Origin of the sequence: Bifidobacterium bombi DSM 19703 (assembly GCF_000737845.1) — a bacterium.
In the GTDB taxonomy this organism is placed as follows: Bacteria; Actinomycetota; Actinomycetes; order Actinomycetales; family Bifidobacteriaceae; genus Bifidobacterium; species Bifidobacterium bombi.
In genome coordinates this window covers 1,445,605-1,466,605 of sequence record NZ_ATLK01000001.1, presented here as the reverse complement: position 1 = coordinate 1,466,605, position 21,001 = coordinate 1,445,605, and the positions used below count along the sequence as shown (strand labels likewise).

General features: G+C 55.2%; 13 protein-coding genes. 8 read left to right on the top strand and 5 right to left on the bottom strand.

Translation table 11 applies throughout. From position 1 onward, the window contains the following. Positions 1-29 precede the first annotated feature (29 nt). From BBOMB_RS05640 to rlmB, 6 genes are all read left to right on the top strand, one after another. Positions 30-1,082 (top strand): VanZ family protein, encoded by a 1,053-nt coding sequence (locus BBOMB_RS05640; protein WP_044087477.1) that lies wholly within the window; start codon positions 30-32, stop codon positions 1,080-1,082. A gap of 268 nt (positions 1,083-1,350) precedes the next feature. After that, a complete protein-coding gene (locus tag BBOMB_RS05635) occupies positions 1,351-2,178 on the top strand; it encodes an anthranilate synthase component II (RefSeq protein WP_044087522.1) in 828 nt (275 codons plus the stop codon). Positions 2,179-2,246: 68 nt separating this feature from the next. Then, positions 2,247-3,536 (top strand): alpha/beta fold hydrolase, encoded by a 1,290-nt coding sequence (locus BBOMB_RS05630; protein ID WP_052400133.1) that lies wholly within the window; start codon positions 2,247-2,249, stop codon positions 3,534-3,536. Positions 3,537-3,854: 318 nt separating this feature from the next. Then, entirely contained in the window at positions 3,855-5,171 is a 1,317-nt protein-coding gene (locus BBOMB_RS05625) for a MalY/PatB family protein (RefSeq protein ID WP_081867322.1), read from the top strand. Between the two features lie 239 nt (positions 5,172-5,410). Then, on the top strand, positions 5,411-5,992 hold the full coding sequence (locus BBOMB_RS05620; protein ID WP_044087476.1) for an LOG family protein: 582 nt from the start codon (positions 5,411-5,413) through the stop codon (positions 5,990-5,992). 86 nt (positions 5,993-6,078) lie between these two features. Further along, a complete protein-coding gene (rlmB, locus tag BBOMB_RS05615; protein ID WP_044087475.1) occupies positions 6,079-7,074 on the top strand; it encodes a 23S rRNA (guanosine(2251)-2'-O)-methyltransferase RlmB in 996 nt (331 codons plus the stop codon). Between the two features lie 56 nt (positions 7,075-7,130). Here rlmB and BBOMB_RS05610 read toward each other — a convergent pair whose 3' ends face one another. The 3 genes from BBOMB_RS05610 to BBOMB_RS05600 all read right to left on the bottom strand — a co-directional run bounded on the left by BBOMB_RS05610 (position 7,131) and on the right by BBOMB_RS05600 (position 12,240). After that, on the bottom strand, positions 7,131-8,618 hold the full coding sequence (locus BBOMB_RS05610) for a DUF4032 domain-containing protein (protein ID WP_044087473.1): 1,488 nt from the start codon (positions 8,616-8,618) through the stop codon (positions 7,131-7,133). A gap of 348 nt (positions 8,619-8,966) precedes the next feature. After that, positions 8,967-10,094 (bottom strand): ABC transporter ATP-binding protein, encoded by a 1,128-nt coding sequence (locus tag BBOMB_RS05605; protein WP_044087472.1) that lies wholly within the window; start codon positions 10,092-10,094, stop codon positions 8,967-8,969. A gap of 337 nt (positions 10,095-10,431) precedes the next feature. After that, entirely contained in the window at positions 10,432-12,240 is a 1,809-nt protein-coding gene (locus tag BBOMB_RS05600) for a threonine/serine exporter family protein (protein WP_414133079.1), read from the bottom strand. A 796-nt stretch (positions 12,241-13,036) separates the two neighbouring features. Between BBOMB_RS05600 and BBOMB_RS05595 the strand changes: the two genes are divergently transcribed. Further along, a complete protein-coding gene (locus tag BBOMB_RS05595; protein WP_414133078.1) occupies positions 13,037-15,955 on the top strand; it encodes a phosphoenolpyruvate carboxylase in 2,919 nt (972 codons plus the stop codon). Between the two features lie 281 nt (positions 15,956-16,236). Further along, positions 16,237-16,767 carry a helix-turn-helix domain-containing protein gene (locus BBOMB_RS07680; protein WP_052377514.1) on the top strand — a complete coding sequence of 177 codons (531 nt, stop codon included), beginning with the start codon at positions 16,237-16,239 and terminating at the stop codon, positions 16,765-16,767. 340 nt (positions 16,768-17,107) lie between these two features. Here BBOMB_RS07680 and BBOMB_RS05585 read toward each other — a convergent pair whose 3' ends face one another. Next, the gene (locus tag BBOMB_RS05585) at positions 17,108-20,554 is read right to left on the bottom strand and encodes a DUF3427 domain-containing protein (protein ID WP_081867321.1); all 3,447 of its coding nucleotides are present in this window, start codon (positions 20,552-20,554) and stop codon (positions 17,108-17,110) included. Continuing rightward, positions 20,554-20,970 (bottom strand): (deoxy)nucleoside triphosphate pyrophosphohydrolase, encoded by a 417-nt coding sequence (locus BBOMB_RS05580; protein WP_202961857.1) that lies wholly within the window; start codon positions 20,968-20,970, stop codon positions 20,554-20,556. Before BBOMB_RS05580 ends, BBOMB_RS05585 begins: the two co-directional genes overlap by 1 nt. Positions 20,971-21,001: the final 31 nt, after the last annotated feature.

Sequence of the window (21,001 nt, the reverse complement as noted above, 5' to 3'; positions counted from 1 at the left end):
ACAGTCGATCACGGTCGTGAGGTGCGAAAATGCTCGGCTATCTTGAAACGTTCAGCTATTCGTTCATCATCGCGGTTGCTTTGTGGCCGTTCCTTTCCGTCGTGCTGACCTTGCCCATCCTTGCGCTGATGTACCATCGTCATCACCGTCTGCGCATCAAGTCCGTTCTCACGGCCTACATCTGCGTGCTCTATGCGCTCGGTTTGGCGGCTTTCACTCTGTACCCCATGCCTGACGATCCGGCTTCTTACTGCCTTACGCATTCACTGAAGCCGCAGTTACATGTCATGCGCTTTCTTCATGACATCAGTACGGACGGTAAAATCGCCGTTCTGCAATTGCTTTTCAATGTGCTGCTGTTCATGCCTCTCGGTTTCGCCCTCAAACGATGGGCGCGTTGGTCGGCGGTTTTGGTGCTGCCCGCCGGTTTCGTCGCTTCGGCGTTTATTGAGGTTTCGCAGCTCACTGGTGTATGGGGAGTCTATCCATGCGCTTATCGCCAGTTTGACGTCGACGATTTGATTACGAATACCTTAGGTGCGGTTCTCGGTTGTCTTGTGGCATGGACATATGGTCTTGTCTTTCCATCTGAAAACAGCATCGATCCGCATGAAGTCAACATGCGTCCGGGATTGTTGCACCGTGTGGTCGCTCTCGTCATCGACCTGATTTTCGTTTGGGTATGCGATTTCGCGCTGACGTTCGGATTCATAGCGTGGTTCCACCACATCGCGACGCCGACCTTGGATGGGAGGTTCATGCTTCTTGGGCATACTTTCGCAGCAGGTGTGTTCGATGTCGTCGCCCGCTTGGGCTCCGTGCTCGCCTTCTTTGTTTTTGAACTGCTGATTCCCGTGCTCTGCCATGGGCAGACGCTTGGCGCCATGTTCACTCATATGAATGTGGAGATGCGAGTGCGTCAAGGCGGTAGAAGAGCGTTGTTCTACCTGCTGCGTTGGCTTATGCTGTTCGCAGCAACGCAGCTTTTCGTCACGCCTTGGGCTCGTGTTGGGGTCGTTGTGGTTCTGATTTTATGTGTGTTCTATGTCGTTGCTCGACGGATGCCGTACGATTTCGTATAACTGCTTGGGATGCGCATGAGATGGGCGTTGTCCAGGGCGTTGGAATTATGCGGCATGGTACCACGTGGTGAAGCGGGCGGCATTGTGAATGGCGTTTGTACCTATCATTGGATATGACCATTAGTGCGCTCGCAAAGTGAGGTAGGCAATGACTCCATTGGACAATGGCCATGACTTGGTTTCGCGATTTCCTGAAGACGGTGAGGCCGACGGCTCGGCCGAGGGGGCACGAGGTGCGCTCAGGCGGGACGCGCACGATGCGGCGCATATCCTGGTCGTCGACAATTACGATTCCTTTGTATACACGATAGTGAGCTACCTGCGAACTCTGGGTGCCGTAGTGGATGTGTTGCGCAACGATGCCATCGCCGTGGTGGGCTGCGACATCGTGCCGGCCGAAACGAACTCAGATTCGAGTGCTTTCGTTAAAAACAGTGATTTCAGCGGTGATGGCGACGGTGCCTTCCGCACCAGGGATGTCGAACATGTTTCGTTTGCCGACTATGACGGCGTGCTCATCTCCCCCGGTCCTGGTGCGCCTGCGAATGCCGGTGTAAGCGAGGACATGATACGGTTGTGTGCCAGGACCGGCACCCCCATGCTTGGCGTGTGTCTTGGTCTGCAGGCGCTTGCGGAGGTATATGGAGCGTCCGTGACTCATGCCGCCAGTATTCGGCACGGCAAGACCAGCGATATTGAGCTGCTTGGGGTGAATGGGCGTTCATGCAGCTACCGTGGGGATGAAGCGTCGCCCACGGAGGACCTCGGTGATTCTGCCGAAGTGAAGGGAACGGTGCAGAGCATGTTCGAAGGAGTTCCCAATCCATTCGTCGCAACCCGGTACCATTCGCTCGCTGTGGATCCGCACACCCTACCGAATGAGCTCGAGGTGACCGCTCGGGCGATGGATGACGATACGGTACAAGCCTTGCAACATGTTGCGCTGCCGCTTTATGGCGTACAGTTTCATCCGGAGTCGATCATGAGCGGATCTGGATACCGTATTTTTGCCAATTGGCTTGGTATATGCGGACAATCCTCGGCCGTCGGACGCTCATATGGTCTGATGCCCAGAGTGCCGGCAATATCCCGATGATATGAGGGGCGAGATGGCCTTGGCATGGTGGTTGCCGGCCTATCATAATCCAATTAGACTTGATTGTCATGCAGATGGAGCTGATTGACGAAGACGCTGACGCCTACGGGCAAGTGATGGAAGGTACGGTGTTGCCGTCACTGGCGAAATGCCGTAGCGATGGCTGGATGGATCCGGCCGAGACGCCGGACTTGGCGGTTCCCGTTCCGGTACAGGCGTTTCAATCAGACGACGTGCAGGGTTTGGATCGAGGTGGGCGTACGTGCAGCAGTTCCCTCGTGAGCTCGGATGCGTCGTTTCCAAGCAATTCGGACGGAGTGTCCGAGACGTTCGAAAATGCGGAGGGCGAAGCGGCCGGAAACATCCGGATGCCCGATGGGAGTAAGCCCGGAATTGGACGTTCCTCTGATGGTGGCGGCCGATCTGCGACGTTTGGAAAGCTGCATTACATCGTATATGACGCGCAACGATTCGATGAGGTGAATGCCCTCGGGGCTTCGGCACGATTTTGCGGTGCCGTGGTCATCTCGCATGGTTACACTGAATTCGCTGAAAAATACGACGAATTGGTGTGGTATTTCCTGCTCGCCGGCTTTTCGGTATGCGTATTGGAGCATCGCGGTCATGGGTACTCCCCCCGTGACGTCAGTGATCCCGCTCTCGTGTGGATCGATGATTGGCATAGGTATGTGGCGGATTTGGCGAAGTTCGCCCAGAGCATTGGCGTCGCTGCGGCCGGTGAGCAGCCGCTGTACCTGTATGCCCATTCGATGGGTGCGGTAATCGGTTCCGTCGTGATGGAGGAATATCCCGATCTCTTTCACCGTGCCGTGCTCAATGCGCCTGCTTTTACACCGAACACGGGCATACCGCGGTGGATGGCTTTCCCGGCCACGGCCACGGCGGTGCAATTGGGAATAAGCAAGCGCCGTGCTCCATTCCAGAAGGACTTCGATCCGAACGCCTTGGACAAAGGCCATGCAGGTGCCGCACCGGTGCGAGTCGAGTGGTACAGGCGACTACGTCGGAACGACCGTCATTATCAAACCAATGCCGCCACGTTCGGTCATGTGTGTGAGCTGTTGAAGATGGGTGACGCAGCGCAGGCCGCCGAAGCGTGTTCGCGGATCGAGACGCCGACCCTGCTTTTCCAGGCGGGTCATGACGTGTGGACGCATGAAGCTGGCCAGTTCCGTTTCGTTGAGCGTGTCCGGGACGGCGGCAGCTCGATTGAGCTTGTTCGTTACGACACCTCATGCCATGAGATATTCAGCATGCCCAACAAGATATTGCAGCGGTATCTTGATGAGATCTTTACGTTTTTCGCCTCGCCGGCAGATTTCGCTTTTGATAAGTAAGACCGGCGGACCCGTGTGCCCTATCGGCCGCCGTCGGGATCTCCATCCGTCCGTCACGGTTTCGCTTCGTCATTGCGCCCAATAGTTCCCGCCAGGTATCCCCAAGTCGTATTCGATCATGCACCGGTCTCATCCATTGCCGCACACGACGATCGTTCCCTGTGCCGTCTTTGCCGTGTTTCGGCTTCGCCGACCGGGCACTGGACGCGCAGAAACCATTTATTGGCTGGAATATTGCCGCGCGAACCACTGTATGTTGCTAATATTGAAAGACGATGGACGAGTGGTGTTGGGTGGTAAGAAGGGATGGGTGATTGTATGTGCGATGAACATGCCGTGAAGCATGGCCGTGCGGTGAATGAAGCGGTCGTAGGACAAGTCGGTGGTGGTTCGTCTTTCCAAGGTTCCGAAGGGTCCGGTTTCCGATATGACTTCACAACCGTCGTGGACAGGCGTGGCAGGGATGCGGTGGCTTACGACGGTTTGGGCAAGGAGCCGGGTTTCGCACCCGACGCGCCACAACCTGGCTTCGATGTGATTCCCATGTGGGTGGCGGATATGAATTTCGCCACGGTTCCCACCATCCCCGAAGCGATCATCGAACGCACGAAGCATTCATTCTACGGTTATTTCCGTGCCACGGACGAGTATTACGACTCCATCATCAACTGGCAAAGAACCCGTAATGGCGTACAAGGTCTTACTAAAGACGATATCGGTTATGAAAACGGAGTCTTGGGTGGTCTAGTTTCGGCGCTGCACTGTTTTGCGACGGCCGGTGATGCCGTATTGGTCCACAGCCCTACCTACATAGGATTCACCAATGCCATAGGTTCCAACGGATACCGTATCGTTCATTCGCCGTTAAAACGTGACGCGGACGGTATCTGGCGCATGGATTTCGAAGATATGGACCGTAGGATCAAGGAAAACAATATTCATTTCGCCGTCTTTTGCAGTCCCCATAACCCGTGTGGCCGCGTATGGGAACGTTGGGAGATCGAAGGTGCCATGGATGTGTACCGGCGCAACGATTGTGTGGTCGTATCCGACGAGATCTGGTCCGACCTCATCCTCTCCGGGCACCGGCACATACCCACGCAGTCCGTGGGCGAGGACGCGCGCAATCGCACCATAGCGTTCTATGCGCCAAGCAAGACCTTCAATTTGGCCGGTTTGGTCGGTTCGTACCACATCATCTACAATAAGTACCTGCGTGACCGCATCACGGCTTACAGCTCTAAGGCCGTCTATAACGAGATGAACGTGCTTTCGATGCACGCGCTCATCGGTGCGTATAAACCCGAGGGCGGCATATGGGTGGATGAGCTGCGCCGAGTCCTGGCCGGCAATGTGCAATACGTGGCGGATTACGTGTCACGTCACTTCCCCGGCATCGACTTTGCCACGCCTGAGGGCACCTATATCATGCTTCTTGATGCGCGGCGATGGTGCCAAGATCACGGTTTGTCCATAGACGAGGTGCTTCGTCGCGCCTGGTCCGTCGGTGTGGCGGTTCAGGATGGGCGTCAGTTCGGGGTGCCATTCGGCATCCGCATGAATCTCGCGCTGCCGCTGAGTCGCATTCAGGAAGCCATGAAGCGTCTGGGCGAATACGTGTTCATTGACGAGTGAGGACGTGTACCAGGGCGCATTCTTGTGAGGGGACCTTTCGCTTCCAGACGCATCCACGATGGCCGATATGGGTGGCATCCGCAACGCCGGGAGAAGGCAACGGACGTCCATGAATGACTGCGCCGCAGCCGGATAGGCGCGGGGTGCCGTTGCGTCACGGGAACACGGTATTTCATCGAAGTTTGATGCAATAATACAATATTGCAAATGGAATATCCGAAGGACCCGAAGGGACGACAATGAAAGTTACGGTGTATTGCGGCGCTGCGAGCGGGCGAGTAGGCGAGTACAAGGAAGAGATCGAAAGGCTCGGTGTCGAGATTGCTCAGGCGGGCGACGAATTGGTGTATGGCGGTGGACGCACCGGTCTGATGGGAGCGGTTGCCCGAGCGGTGCATGATCATGGCGGGAAAGTGCTCGGAGTCATTCCTCAGGTGCTTAAGGATCGTGAGATCGCCGACTCAAGCATTACCGACAGCCTTGAGATTGTGGCGGACATGGATGTGCGTAAGCGCAGGCTCATGGCGGCAGGCGATGTAACGATCACTTTCCCTGGTGGGGCGGGCACCTTGGAGGAGTTCTCTCAAGCGTTCTCGTGGGCTCGCTTGGGTCTGAACGATAAGCCGTGCGTGCTTTATGATTTCAATGGTTTTTGGGATCCGATGAAAGAGATGATCGACCGCATGGTCGCTGATGGCTTCGTCAGTCCGGAGCATAGCGACAAGCTGCTGTTTTCGCATGATTACACTGAGATTCGTCGTTTTGCCGCCTCTTACCAGCCGCCGGCACCGAGGATGGATCCGGAGTCGGATTCGCGCTGAACGTGGCCGGGTGTTTGCGCATCCTCGTGCACCTAAGGATTCGTCGTCTGTCATGATTGCCGCGGGGTTCTGGGATAATGGTGGGCATGGCTATGAAAAAAGGCCCGACCAAGGGTTCGGGTGGGAAACATCGTAATGCGCTTAAGGGCAGAGGCCCTACACCCAAGGCTACGGATCGTACGTACCATAAGGCGTATAAGGCCAAGGTGGCGAATGAGAGGCGTCAGTTCGCTGATCCGCGGTTGGCGGCAAGGCGTCGTGCGAGTAAGTATGATGACGACGCGAGTGATTTGGTTTTCGGCCGCAACTCCGTGTTGGAGGCCTTGCGAGTAGGCGTGCCGAGTTCGCAGTTGTACATCGCTTCGCGTATCGAGCATGACGATCGTACTCGTGAGATCGTGAAGCTCGCCGGTGCCCAGGGTCTCACCCTGCTTGAGGCCGATCGCCTTGAGATGGATCGCATCGCTCATTCCAAAGGTCATCAGGGAGTGATCCTCAAGGCTCAGCCATACCAATATGCCTCGCTTCGTGACTTGGCCGACCGTGCCGAAAAGAAGGCGCACGCCATGGAGGAGGCGAGCTCGGCCAGTGCTAGATATGCGTCGCGGCCACTGTTCATTGCGTTGGATGGGGTGACCGATCCGCAGAATCTTGGTGCCGTAATCCGGTCGGCGGCCGCTTTCGGCGCCAACGGCGTCATTCTTCCGGAACGTCGTTCCGCATCAGTCACCGCTGCGGCGTGGAAGGTTTCGGCCGGCGCGGCGGCTCACATGCCGGTGGCGCGAGTGGTGAACCTCACCAAAGCCATCGAGGCGCTTAAGGAACGTGGGTACTACGTGGTCGGTCTTGACGGCGGTGGCGATGCACTTGTGGGTGAGTCGGGCTTCGAAACGGATCCACTTGTGGTGGTGCTTGGTTCCGAAGGTAAAGGTTTGAGTCGGTTGACACGCGTTGCATGTGATTCCATCGCCGGCATACCAATCAGCGGTATGGTCGAATCCTTGAATGCATCAGTGGCTGCCGGCATCAGTCTATATGCGGTGGCCCGTGCGCGTCGTAAAGCCGGCGAAGCCGAAGATTGATTTCGACTCTGAAGCAGGGGGGCGATCCACCGATGGGTCGCCCCCTGGTTTCATTGCTACTGTGCCCAGACCGACGCGTCCTGGTCGTACTCGTCGTCAGGATTGTCCACGTCCATGTCGGGGTCATAGGATTCGTCCTGCTCCCCTGTCGTGGCATCGCCGCTGGCACCGCCAGAGTTCATGGCGTCATCATCGGCATATATAGAGCGTTCATCCACCACTCCGGCATCGGCGTCGGCGTTGATCTCGTCGAGTGCCTTGGCATCAAGGTTGTATTTCGGCAGTTCCTTTTTGATGTAATTGGTGGCCGCCAGCGCCGTGGGGATGTCGTGGCCACACTGTTCGGACATCTGCTGGCGATGTTCCAGAACTTCGTGGAAGAACTGGGCTGGTTCGATTTGCGAGCGATACTGCGAAGGAATCATGCGCACCGTGGGTTCGAAGCATTCACGCATCCAGTCCGTTGCCACGATCTCCAGATCCTCTCCGTCTCGCCAAGTGGAGGCACGGTAGGCGTCGAGATCGTTCAGAAGCCTCCTCGCCTGATTTTCCTGGACGTCCAGACCGGTGAGCCGTAGTAGCTTGCGTGAGGCGTAACCGGCATCGACCACGCGTGGACTGACCAGCACATGCTTGCCGTCGGGGGCCGTGTTGACCTCGAGTTCGTCTACGTCAAAGCCAAGATTGTTGAGTTTGTTGACGCGCTTTTCGATTTTCCACATTTCATCTGGGCTGAAGTCCTCTTCATCCGTCAGTGCGCTCCATAATGAGTGGTAGCGCTCGAGGAGCCTGTTGCCCACCTCGACTTCGTCCACGCTGTCGGGCAGCAGTTTACCTGAACTGAGGTCCATCAACTCGCCAATGATGTTGGTGTGGGCCAAATCCATATCATATTCGCGCTGCCCCACGGACAGCGTGGTGTGCAACGCCCCAGTCTCGGCGTCAACCAGAAAGGCTGAGAAAGCGTCCGCATCGCGCAGGAAGAGCACGTTGGAAAGGGATACGTCCCCCCAATAAAAGCCGGCTAAATGCAGCCTGACCATAAGCACCGCGAGGGCGTCGATGAGGCGTTCAGCGGTGTCGGTCCGAAGATTGCGGGCGAACAATGCGCGGTAAGGAAGTGAGAATTTGAGCTGTTTGGTAACCAGCATGGATTCCAAAGGCTCACCCTCTTTGGTGTGACGGCCGGTGACCACGGCGATTGGTCGGACGGTTGGAAGCTCAAGCTTCTGCAGGCGGCGCAGGAGCTCGTATTCCCTTGCGGCTATCTGGCTGGTGATTTCCTTCATCGCATAGATCTCGTCTCCGACATGCACGAAGCGGACCACGTGCCTTGAGATGCCTCGCGGCAGATTGGCGAGCAGGTCTTTCGGCCATTGCGCAAGTGGCAGTTCCCACGGCAAAGTAAACATCTTAGGGTTTGAGCTCGCGGCGGTGATGTTGAGTGCGTTGGGTTCATCCTTCTCCGTGGCGGTCTCCTCGCTTTTCACTGAAGTGGCCTTGAGTATGCGGGGGTCGAACTGAGCTGTGCCGGATAGTTTCATATATACCAACCTAATCGCAAGATAGGAGAAGACGGAATGGACATGGAAGACGGGGCGCGACAACTCTCGTAGATCGTCCCGGCAAAGTAGGAGGTGGTGGAAACGGCCCAGGAGAACCAACGATGCCACCGTTCATCGTCGAATCACGTGGCTCGGGTCGGCGTGGTTGGCCAAACCGGTGTTGATGGACCAGCCAGTGTTTTCATACAGATCATGATAAGGTGCAGCCGCATGGTCCTGGAATGTCCGCGATTTGCGCCGGAGCATGTAACCATCGTGCAAAAATCCCGCGGCCACACCCTAAGCGTGACCGCGGGACGCATAATCGATGCGAACCGAACGTGGATACTAGTTCAGACGCACTTCTGTCGACGGAGCGAAGAGGTGCATCTTCGCAGGGTCGATCTTGATCTTGACGGTGTCACCAATATGCGGCAAGGACCTCGGGTTGACGCGGATTGTCGTCAGGTTGTTCTGATCGGACATGGTTGCGGTGCTTTCGGCCACGGAGCCGTCAGTCACGATGCTGCCATAAATGTAGCCATCGGAACCAAGATCCTCGACGTTTACAACGTTCAGGGCGAAAGCGTTCGGTTCGTCGGCACCAGCGAGGCTGGCGTCCTCGGGACGGAAGCCGACGATGATCTCGCCGTTATCGTCAGCGGTCAGCTTGTTGACCGCTTCGGCGGGAAGCTCGACGGTGTCGTCGCCGATCTTCGCCTTCCCGTCCACGACGGGGTGCTTGTTGATGTTCATTGACGGCGAGCCGATGAATCCTGCAACGAACGCATTCGCGGGCTTGTCGTACAGCTCGGTCGGTTTGCCGATCTGCTGAAGCACGCCGAGCTTGATGACGGCGATGCGGTCGCCCATCGTCAAGGCCTCAGACTGGTCGTGGGTGACGTACAGGGTGGTGACACCGAGCTGCCGTTGCAGTGCGGCGATCTGTGTACGGGTCTGCACACGCAACTTTGCGTCCAAGTTGGACAGAGGCTCATCCATGAGGAAGACCTTCGGCTTACGCACGATCGCACGACCCATTGCCACACGCTGGCGCTGACCACCGGAAAGCGCCTTGGGCTTGCGGTCGAGGAATTCGGTCAGGCCGAGCATCTTCGCCGCCTCTTCAACGCGCTCGCGTATCTCCGCCTTGGGTGTGCCTGCAATCTTCAGGGCGAAGCCCATGTTGTCGGCGACGGTCATATGCGGGTACAGTGCGTAGTTCTGGAAGACCATTGCGATATCGCGGTCCTTGGGCTGCATGGTCGTTACATCGGTGTCTCCGATGTAGATATGGCCCTTGTTGACTTCCTCAAGGCCTGCGAGCATGCGCAACGTTGTGGACTTGCCGCAGCCTGAAGGACCGACGAGCACAAGGAACTCACCGTCCTTGATATCCATGCTTAAATTCGAAACCGAGGGCTCAGTGTTGCCCGGGTAAATTCGAGTGACATTGTCAAATATGACTTTTGCCATCTTTGTTCCTTTCATCGGCAGGTACGTGCCGAACGATCCGTTGTGAAGGGTCTGCCTTGGCTCCGTCACCGACTTCGGTGTCGTAACTTCAGCGTTTAGTTTTGGATTACGCGAGCACGACCTCGCTCAACCACTGATGAACAGTATACACCGATTTTGCACGACTCGCCTTGTCGTGCCAGCGTGTCTCTACGGCTTTCATAGAAAAAGTTGCAGTGAGTTCGTAATTATGCCTTTACCGAGAAACCCGTCGGCGTGATGTTCGTGGGGTTACAGCTGATACGAAAGGCTTCAGTGGGGGTGGTGGCGGGGACGACGGGACGATTTTGCACCGATGTCACACGTCATAACGCCACGACTTGTCCGTGATGACGCGCGCCATGGCCAGCCCGATCGGGAGGCAGACAATTACCATCAGCGCGCGGAACATCCAGTTCAGTGCGTGTAACGTGTCGAACTGACCCAAGTAAAACATGGCGCGGTACATATACAACCCGGGAACCATGATGACGATTGACGGTACGGTCAGACAGATGCGCGGGTATCCGAGGTGCGGCGGGAGGAAACCATGACGAACAGATGAACGCCACGCCGTGGCCAGGAGCCCGGCCAATAATGCCCCGAGCAGTGCGGCGGCCTCGGGCGGCATTCCGAAATCCGTCAGGACCAGGCGCAACGTGTCGGTGATGGCGCCGATGGTTGCGGCCACCAGACACATGCGCTGCGGGGAGTTGAAGAGTACGGAGAAGCCCCAGACCCCACAGAACGCCGCTACGAATCGCAGGCCGTCGTTGACTATGGGGTTAAGGCCGAGAGGTTCGAATCCTTGCGGGGTCAAGTGCACTGCGGTGGCCACCATCCAACCGGCAAGCGTGGCCATGAGGATGATCGCCAGGGTATAGCATGTGCGTTGCACACCCGAGGGAATGTCGAGCTTGGCGATGTCAAGCCCGCCCGTGATGATCGGGAATCCTGGTATGACGAACAGCATCGCCCCTATATAGGCGGTGTCGTGCTGCAGGGCCGTGGGGTCCGCGAGCCCGATGAGGCGCAGCGTGCCGATGCTGGCGAAAGCCGCAGCGGCCACCGCGACGAAGGTCACGAAGAATTGGTTCAAATGGTGTGCAAACATGTGTTTGCGGAGCCATTGGCCTATCCCCGCTCCTACAAACGCACCGATCATGTCGTATGGGCCTCCGCCAAGCAGAAACACGAACGCCGCGCATGCCACAGCCGCCGCGAATCCGGAGAACCAGGCCGTATACAGCGGCTTGCGGTGTTCGATGAGGGTGAGGCGTTCATGCGCCTGCCGGACGGTGATGCCTTTCGTCTGCTCTTGCGGTGCTGTGGAATGTTGCGGGGTCGAATGTTGCGCCGTGTTGTCAACACCCGCTTCCGCTGTCTGTTCCTTCGTATGGGCATGACGGTTGCCTTCCGTCAGTTTTCGTTGAGCATTCGGTCCTGCCTTTGCATCGGTGCCTGGGCCTGATGTCGGAACTTCAAGGACGGCGGGATTCATCGTCGATTCGTCTTCGTCGCTGTTGCTTTTTTCGACTTCCTGCGTCATCTTCCCGACATGCTCGAAATGGACGGCATACTGGCCTTTCGGTGGCTTATATCCTCGCCGCTGAGCCCGCTGCATGCTTTTGGTCTGTTCGCGTTCCTCTCGTTCGCGTTCCTCGCGCACCTTCTTGAGTACGCGCAGCGCCGACTGCTTGGCTTCAGGGCTTTCCAGATGATCCACGAGGACCTCGGAAACGGAGGGTTTTGCGTGATACAGCGACCGCTTGCCAAGATTGACGTTGAACCAATCAGCGAAATGCTCCAAAAGCCATATGCGCTCGGTATTGACGCCTGTGGTGGGCAGGTCGATGACTTCCGTGAGACGATGCTTGCCGTCGGTGCACGTGGCTTCGATATCGGTCAGGTTAACGTCGGCGCGGACATGGACGCCTAGAGGGTACGCGATGCGATGCATCATTTCGCGTACCCTGAAACTTCCCGTACCGGCGCCCAGGTCGAGTGCGCCCACCCGGGCGATGATGCTGGTTTTGGCCGCTATGCCTGCATCCAGTACCGGTTTGTCCCAATCGTTCTTGATGTCCTCCATGTTCAGAGGTATGGAATGGGTCCTGTAGCGATCCATAGCCGTTCCACCGCTGAGTTGCCCATCCCCATGCTCGCCCGCGTCGTGCATCACGTTGTCTGCTATCGTTTCGTGGATGTGTGGTGCGCTGTTTTCAAGTTCGTCGTCTTGATTTGCGGTCATGAGTGATGATGTCTCCGAATCGTCGTTATGTAATTGATGACGTCTTCCATTGTAGCGACTGTGGCGGTGGCGGTGCTTCAAGCGCTCGCAATCGCGGTGCATCGCCGAAAAGCGCCGGGTCGATGCATACTCAGGGTTCGTCGTGCGATTCCTCGTAGTAGCTACTGGTAGTCGAGTCGTCGCTTACGTCACGGTAGGGACGGTATGGTGATGGCTGCCGGTGAGGTTTGCAGCATGTATGTCACCAGCCTGTGTCGGGGCATGGACTGTATGGGGGCATAGGCATGCTTTATGGCGATGGCCCACGTTCAGGTTGTTTCTTCATGGTTGGTCCTGGGCCGGACGAATCCGTTCTGTTACGTCGCTGAATCTCAGTGGTCGTGCTTACAATGAATAGGCAACATCAGCCAGAGGAACGGGCTTTGGGTTCGCAACGACAGACACTAAAACCGTGGAAGAGCCGCGGAGGTCTGCAGACCGAGCAACCCGTCGCTGGAAAAGGAGGTGCCTGATGGCACGTGCGAATGCCGCAAATAGGTCAGAACAAAGTGGTGACGGTGAAAGGTGGGCGGATTCAGCCGGGGGATCAAGCCGGGTGGAAAGCTCAGCCACGGAGTTCGGGAGTTCCAAGGTTTCCGAAGCTTTCACAGGTTTGGTGAATTCCGCGAAGGCCATACAGAATAAACTCGCGCAAGGCAAGGATGCGACGGCTTCGGATATAGGTGCGGGCGCACAGGCCCCTGAAGAGCAGGAGCTGCCGAGGTCGCTGAAGGCCGATATGGACCTGTGCCTCAATATCCTGCGTGACGTGCTTGGTGAATACGACGGCAAGCTGCTCGTTACGTTCGATACGGTGCTTGATTACGCCAACAGAGCCAGCACCAAACAATACGCTTCGGATCCCGATGCCGTCAAAGAGCAGGATAAGAACCATGAGTTGGCCGTCAAGACCATCGATGCGCTAAATCTGCATGATGCGCAGTTACTGGCCCGTGCATTCACGACTTACTTCCATTTGGCGAATTTGTGCGAGGAGAACTATCGTGTATCGGTCCTCCATGAGAGGGAATCGGAGGTCGCTGAGGATGCGGCCACCGATCCGGTGAACGAGCTCACGGGCGCCTATCATCAGCTCATCGGCGAGATGGGGCCGGCAAAGGCAAGGGAGTTGCTTGAAAAGCTAGAGTTCCACCCTGTTTTCACCGCCCATCCGACCGAGGCGCGTCGTAAGGCGGTCGAAGGCAAGATTCGTCGTATCGCCAATCTGCTCAGCGCCGGCAAGCTGCTCGGTGGTTCCGATAAGAAGGAAAACTACCGGATGCTGTACAACGAGATCGACGCGTTGTTCCGCACATCGCCCATAGCGCTCAAGAAGCCTACCCCCGTGGAGGAGGCCGACACCATCCTCGACATCTTTGACAACACTTTGTTTGACACCATCCCACGGGTGTATCGCCGCTTCGACGATTGGCTGCTCGGCGACAAGGCGGGAGTGGAGGAGCCGCAGTGCCCAGCGTTCTTCCATCCGGGATCATGGATTGGTTCCGACCGCGACGGCAATCCGAACGTGACGGCCAAGGTCAGCCGCGCCGTGGCGCGCAAATTCAGCGACCACGCCATCCATGCCTTGGAGAACGCCACGCGCAAGGTCGGGACGAACATGACGATGGAAACCGAGACCACTCCCCCAAGCTCCGAACTGGTGAGCCTGTGGAATCGGCAAAAGGAGATGAGCGAACGGCTTACGGACAAGGCGCAGCTTATCTCCACGCGAGAGCTGCATCGTGCGGTGATGCTCGTGATGGCCGATCGACTGCATTACACGGTGGAACGCGACGCCGACCTCATGTACGCCTCATGTGATGACTTCATCGATGATCTGAAAGTGGTGCAGCGCTCGCTGGTCGCCGCCGGTGCCAAACGCGCCGCTTACGGGCCTTTGCAGAACGTGATATGGCAGGCGCAGACTTTCGGTTTCCATTTGGTGGAGATGGAGTTCCGTCAGCATTCCCTGGTTCACACCCGTGCGCTAGAGGACATCCGCGAACATGGCCTGCATGGCGAACGCGGCGAGTTGCAGCCGATGACTCACGAGGTGCTTGATACGTTCCGTGCTCTTGGATCCATTCAGAAACGGCATGGCATGAAGGCGGCACGGCGCTACATCATCTCGTTCACCAAGTCCGCCGGCAACGTGCGCGACGTGTACGAGCTCAACCGCATGGCGTTCGCTCACCCTCAGGATGTGCCTACCATCGATGTCATTCCGCTGTTTGAGCAGCTCGAGGACCTTCAGAACTGCGTCAACGTGCTGGATGAGATGATCAAGATTCCGGAAGTGCAGGCTCGCCTCAAAGCCACGGGCGGCAAGCTCGAAGTGATGCTCGGCTACTCGGACTCCTCCAAGGATGCCGGCCCGACCACGGCCACGCTCGCCTTGCATGATGCTCAGAAGCGCATTGCGCAATGGGCAAAGGCGCACGACATCGACCTGACGCTTTTCCATGGCCGTGGAGGCGCCGTAGGCCGCGGTGGCGGACCCGCGAACCGCGCGGTGCTGGCACAGCCAGTGGGGTCAGTGAACTGTCGGTTCAAGCTTACGGAGCAGGGCGAGAGTATCTTCGCACGCTACGGCAACCCGGTGTTGGCCGTGCGTCATGTGGAATCGGTGGCGGCGGCGACTTTGCTGCAGAGCGCCCCGAGCATGGAGAAGACGAACACCGAGATGACCGAGAAGTATTGGGGTATGGCACGGAAACTTGACGACTCCGCACATCGGCGCTTCCTTGACCTGCTCGGCACACAGGATTTTGCCCCATGGTTCTCAACGGTCACGCCATTGACTGAGATTGGCTTGTTGCCGATTGGCTCCAGACCAGCCAAGCGTGGCTTGGGCGCGAAATCGTTGGATGATCTGCGGACGATTCCGTGGGTGTTCTCCTGGGCCCAGGCTCGCATCAACCTGGCCGCGTGGTACGGCTTGGGCACGGCGTGCGAGGACTTCGGTGATTTGAAGACGCTTCGGGCCGCCTACCGTGATTGGCCGGTGTTCAATACGTTCATCGACAACATCGAGATGTCATTGGCGAAGACGGATGACCGCATTGCGCGCATGTACCTGGCTTTGGGCGACCGCGAGGACCTCAAGAAGAAGGTGCTCGACGAGATGCACCTGACACGCAAGTGGGTGCTTGACATCGTCGGTGACGAATGGCCGTTGCAGCATAGGCATGTGCTCGGGCAGGCCATCCGGATTCGCTCGCCGTATGTGGACGTGCTTTCGGTGACGCAGGTGCTGGCGTTGCGAAACCTGCGCGGTTTGGATGGTCAGACGGCGAATGTCGCGCACAAGGCAAGTGGTGGTGAGGCGCATGGAGGCAAGACGGCGATGGCTGCGGGCGGCGGTGCTGGTGTTTCGGTGGCAACTGGATTCTCCGGCAGCTCGTCGGCGCCGGGCGGGATCGGCGTCGGTGCGCCCGTCCCGAAGGTCGCCAATGAGGAGTTGAGCCAGGACCAACAGCGCAGCGGCTATGTGTACCTGATTCTATGCACGGTCTCCGGTGTTGCCGCCGGCCTGCAGAACACCGGCTGAGTTTGGTTCTTCCGTATACGAAACTCCCGTGATCTGTGACGGAAAATGTCACGAATCACGGGAGTTTTTGTGTTTTTTATGGTGACGGGTTGCAGTTTGTGGCGAGATAATAGGTCGCTGTTGGTAGTGGGATAACAGCATGTTAGAAAACCATTACATTATGGTAGTGCTAGTATTTCCTTACATTTCCATGATGTTAGATTATCCGAACACATATTAGGGATTATATGTTACGATAGTCTTACATTTTTACCGTACAGGCGTATTCAGGAGGCAATGGCATGAAATTTTCGACTAATCCTCAATCGGTCGGTCAAGTCGTAGCCTCGCTGAGAGATGCTCGCAAGGCTCAACATATAACGCAGGCCGAGCTCGCGGAAGCGACAGGACTTACACGTCCGTGGATTAGCCAGTTCGAGCAGGGAAAGATTCCGAACGCCGGTCTTTCGAGGATTCTCGCCATTTGCCATGCGCTTAACGTCAATTTGACGATCAGCTACGATGTGGACGCGGATGATTCCGATGAGAGCGCGAAGGACGGCCAAGCGAACCGCAGTATGATAGCCAATCCTCGTACGCCACTGGTGGGGAAATCTGTGGCTCAACCGTTAGCGGAACATATGGCTAAATCGATAAACGAATCTGTAGCTAAAACAATAGCCGAACCTATAGCTAAAATGCAGCAATCTCTTGTTAATGCTGCTGTATCCAATCTTGACCAAGCGATTGCACATTCTCAGAACCGTTATCAGCAAATGCTCAACGCTCTAATGCTGCGCAGTGAGGAGGTGCAGCATGGCAGCGAAGATTAAACGGCTATATGTCTTTGTAAACGGCGACGAAATCGGCAAGCATAGGGGAGGATTATCTTAGTTCATTGCGCACGAACGTGTGGACTATGAACTACTTGAGGCCATGCTCGCCGAAATACTAACGCCACGAACCGATGAGCAGTGTTCCGATACATTGGCGATTTTGTTCATCGCGACAGTAAGTGTTGAGATGCAAGAACAGCAGCAATTTTAACACCTACCGGGTTCTTGATGTGCCGAATATCGACAGCAGTATGAGCGATTAGGATATCAACGATATACGGGATCCAGCGAATGATATCATCTGCGAAAAGGTAAATCACTTGTCGGCCTGGTTCTTTTACAGCGCTGGGCGACCGGTAAGATGTTTGAACAGCTGCGGGTCGACCGGGTGGGAGAGATGCAGGCGTGAGATTACGACCTTTGATGACTTGCCGTTTTCGTCAGCTGGTGGGTTGTTGCTTTCGCACATGTCCGTTACCTTAGCGACAGTGCCTACAAAGTAGTAGCTGGGAGCTTTCTTACTGCTGTCGGCATCTTGCTTACGGCAGATAAAGACTGGAACAAAGTGGGTGGACTGCCAGTCGCTTTGATTGGTATCCGCAGTTCCGGACAGCAACCATTGGAATTCTGACGAAGTGAGCGAACGCTGGTTCTTGCTGAACCAGCGAATATCGCTGGTACTGAGGAAGCGATCGCCGTATTGACTAGCTTCATACTTGATGAAGATAGGCATTGAGTTGGTTTCAGTGTCGAACTTGTAACCGCCTACATTTTGTGCCACTTGCTCATTGTGCCAACCGCACAAGCGCATCACGTCGGCAAGACTGTATTTCTCGCCGTAGATGAATCCTCGTGTTTCTCTGAGATTCGGGGCATGCGGTTCTAGATTTGCATACAGCGTCTTGCAGTTGCTAAGACCAGCTTGCACAGTGTCGGCGAGGAATGTGGCAAACGTATGGTTTTGTAGTAAAGCATTGTAGAACCAGTCAGTGAGTTTATATTCGCCTGTGTTCGTTTCCATGACATCAGAAACGTTGGAATTAGTAGGCATGGAAGCTGGTACTCGTTCAATTATCGGAGCTTCGCCAAACCTCTTGCGGCTTGGGTTCGTGAAATACGAATAAGAGAGCACGTTCAAAGCCGATTGGCATTGGTCCAAGCTAGCATCGGCGTACGGGAAATCGTGCTGGATAAGTAATTGCAACTCCGCCACCGAAATAGTTGTATTTTCTTGCGGTTGAAGAGGCTTAGAAATATCATGTCGCAATGCCGTATCTGAGGGATTTGGAAAGCTGATGTCACACAGCTTTGCCAAGGCTTCTAGCTCATGGGGACGCAAACCGCGTAGTTGTGTGACGGTGAGCATTTTGAGTGCCCCATCCTCAGTATCATTGGTGGCTTCAAGCTGCTTGATGAATGCAGTTGAGGAATGCTTTCCATTTGAAAGGCTGGCTTCGCGTGAACGTACGAAATCCAAGTACGAATCCTTCTTCGAGGCAAGAGTGTAGACCAGTGAATTATCGGTTTTAGCGAAATCGGTGAGCATTGGAATACGGTTTAGTTCGTCGCGCAACTGTCGATATTGTATACCGAGCAGTTTCATATCCGAAAGGTCCACCGTATCGAGCGACTTCAAAACTTGATCGCGTGCGATATGGTCAAAGCTAATCGAAGAGAGCCCGATTGTCTGCCGCTGTAGGTTTTTGCGAGCCACATCTCGGTCGCCGGTATTGCCATATAGTGCAATCGGAATCAGATAATTATTTTTTATATAGTTACCGATGAAGTCGATGACGGTGACTGACTGCTTACCCGGCGCTTTACGTAGTCCGCGGCCGAGTTGTTGGGTAAAAATGATGCTGGACTGGGTTGGTCGCAGCATTACAATCTGGTTGAGCTTCGGAATATCCACACCTTCATTGAACAAGTCGACGGTGAAGATGTAGTCGAGTTCACCTGACTCCAGTTTTGTAACGGCTTCATCGCGAGTCATACCTCTGCTTCCACTAGTTACGGCGACCGTGCGGTAATTGCGTTCGGCCTGCTCATTGATGTGCTCGTTAAATGCTGCTGAGAGGTCGATGGCTTCCTGCTGACGGCTGCAGAACACCAGGCCGCAGACTGGCGCGCTCGGATCGCCATATCGTTGCAACATGTCTGCGATGTACTTTACACGGTTGGGGTCGGCAAGCGCTCGTTCGAGATTGGTTCGGTCGCTTTGTTTTCCTTCCGTTAAGTCGACATTTTCGAAGTTCGGTACGGCCGAGGAGGGAATCGGCTCATCATCAGGAATTTCCTTGAGATATTCATGCACGCCATAGTAATGGAACGGGCATAGCATATCCTCGTCCAGCGCCTTCTGCAAGCGGATCTCGCAAGCGATATTATTGCCGAATATACTGAATATATCCGCATCGTCCGTGCGCTCAGGCGTTGCAGTCATGCCAAGCAGAAAGTCTGGTTTTAGGTAATTAGTAATGCGCTCATAGCTACTTGCGGCGGAATGATGAGCTTCATCAATAAGGATGTAATCGAAGTCATCCGGTTTGAATTGTGAGAGCACATCAGGCCGTGAAAGTGTCTGTATCGTCGAAAAGACGCAAGTCGTGCCGTCTGCTGATGTTGTTTTGCTTTTTTGCATTAAATTGTTGACAGTGCTTTTGTCTATCTTGTGATCGCCTGAAAGCATGATGAATGTGTTGCCGCTCTTGCCAAGTACGCGGCTATAGGATTGGGCAGATTTATCAAGAATCTGCTGCTGTTGCGCAACGTAAAGCATGCGTTGCGGATGGACTTGCTTCACGTCGAAGGCTGAAAGATAAGTCTTACCAGTTCCCGTCGCCGAGATAATCAATGCTCGACTCTCGCCATTGCGACGCAAATCAGCAAGATTCATTAACGCTTCGGCCTGCATGGCATTCGGCTTGATGTTGGTGTTCTTGTCTGTTTGTTGAGAGGAGGAAGTATTCGTAATTTGGTGCTGTTTGAATTCCTCTTCATATTCCTTGATCCATGCATCGGTCAGAAGATCAGATTCTTGGCATTGCTCATCTATCTCAATGCCAATCTGGCGAATGAGATCGCTGCTGCGAAGCGCTGAAACCTTGAGATTCCACTCTTTATTGAGATTTAGTGCCCGTTGGGTGAGATTTGAACTGCCGATATATGCATTATTTAGCTCCTGGCTTCCCTCGTTTTTACGGAAAATGTAGCCTTTGGGATGGTAAGGATAGCTCTCGATTGTATTGATGTTCCCTCTATCGTCGGGACCTTTCCAAACGCGAACTTCAATATGGGCTTGATTCTGGATTTTCAACAGCATTCGAAAAGTGTCGGGGCTGTTGAAGTAGTTGTATGTGGAAGTGACTATGCGACCACTCAACGGAGGGGTTGTATTCGGTTTCTTCAACAGGGCTGGGTGCGATTGATTATCCTGAAGTTCAGCCCCATTGCTGGCTGCAATGTACTGCTTGCTGCGGGATTGGTGTTCATTGAAATCAAGAAAATCCTGGAACAAAGACTTCAATGCTTCGGCGCTCACGAAGGCAACTGACATGTCGAAATCATCGCAGTGATGTAGCTCATCTTGTAGAGCTGATTCCATCGTCAAGCCGTCGCGATTGGCGATGAGCTCCGGAGTAAGAGAGGTGTCCGCCTCCGGGTTGCGATTGATGAACCCCGCGGTTACGGCCTCTAGTAATGAGTCATCAAGGGGTCGGTTGATGGATCCTGCTGTGTCGTTTACCTCGTGGGTATCGATAGCATCAGGTGTATTTTTGCTCATCATTGTTCTTTCGTATATGAAACTTTGAGTTGCTGCATTGCCTTAATATCGGCTGTTGCCCAATCTAACTCATCGAGACGATCTGGTTGCATCCATTGCAATTGCCTGTGTTCTGTGCGCTGTGGTGTTTCGCCTTCGTTCAAAGTGCAGTGGTAAGTGGAGAGCTCAATATCACCAAAATCGTAGTGTTGCACCGTCTTACACAGCAGCTTACCCACCGTTATTTTGCAATGTAGTTCTTCCTGAATTTCGCGGCGTAATGCCTGCTGCGGCGTCTCCCCTACTTCGATCTTACCGCCAGGAAATTCCCAATATCCGGCCAAAGACTTGTTAGCGCCCCGTTGAGCGCATAAGATCATATTGTTATGTTGGATAGCTGCGCCAACTACGCGCAATGGCTTGTCTATAGTGCCCATGCTATCCCCATATTCCTCACTTAAAGATGTT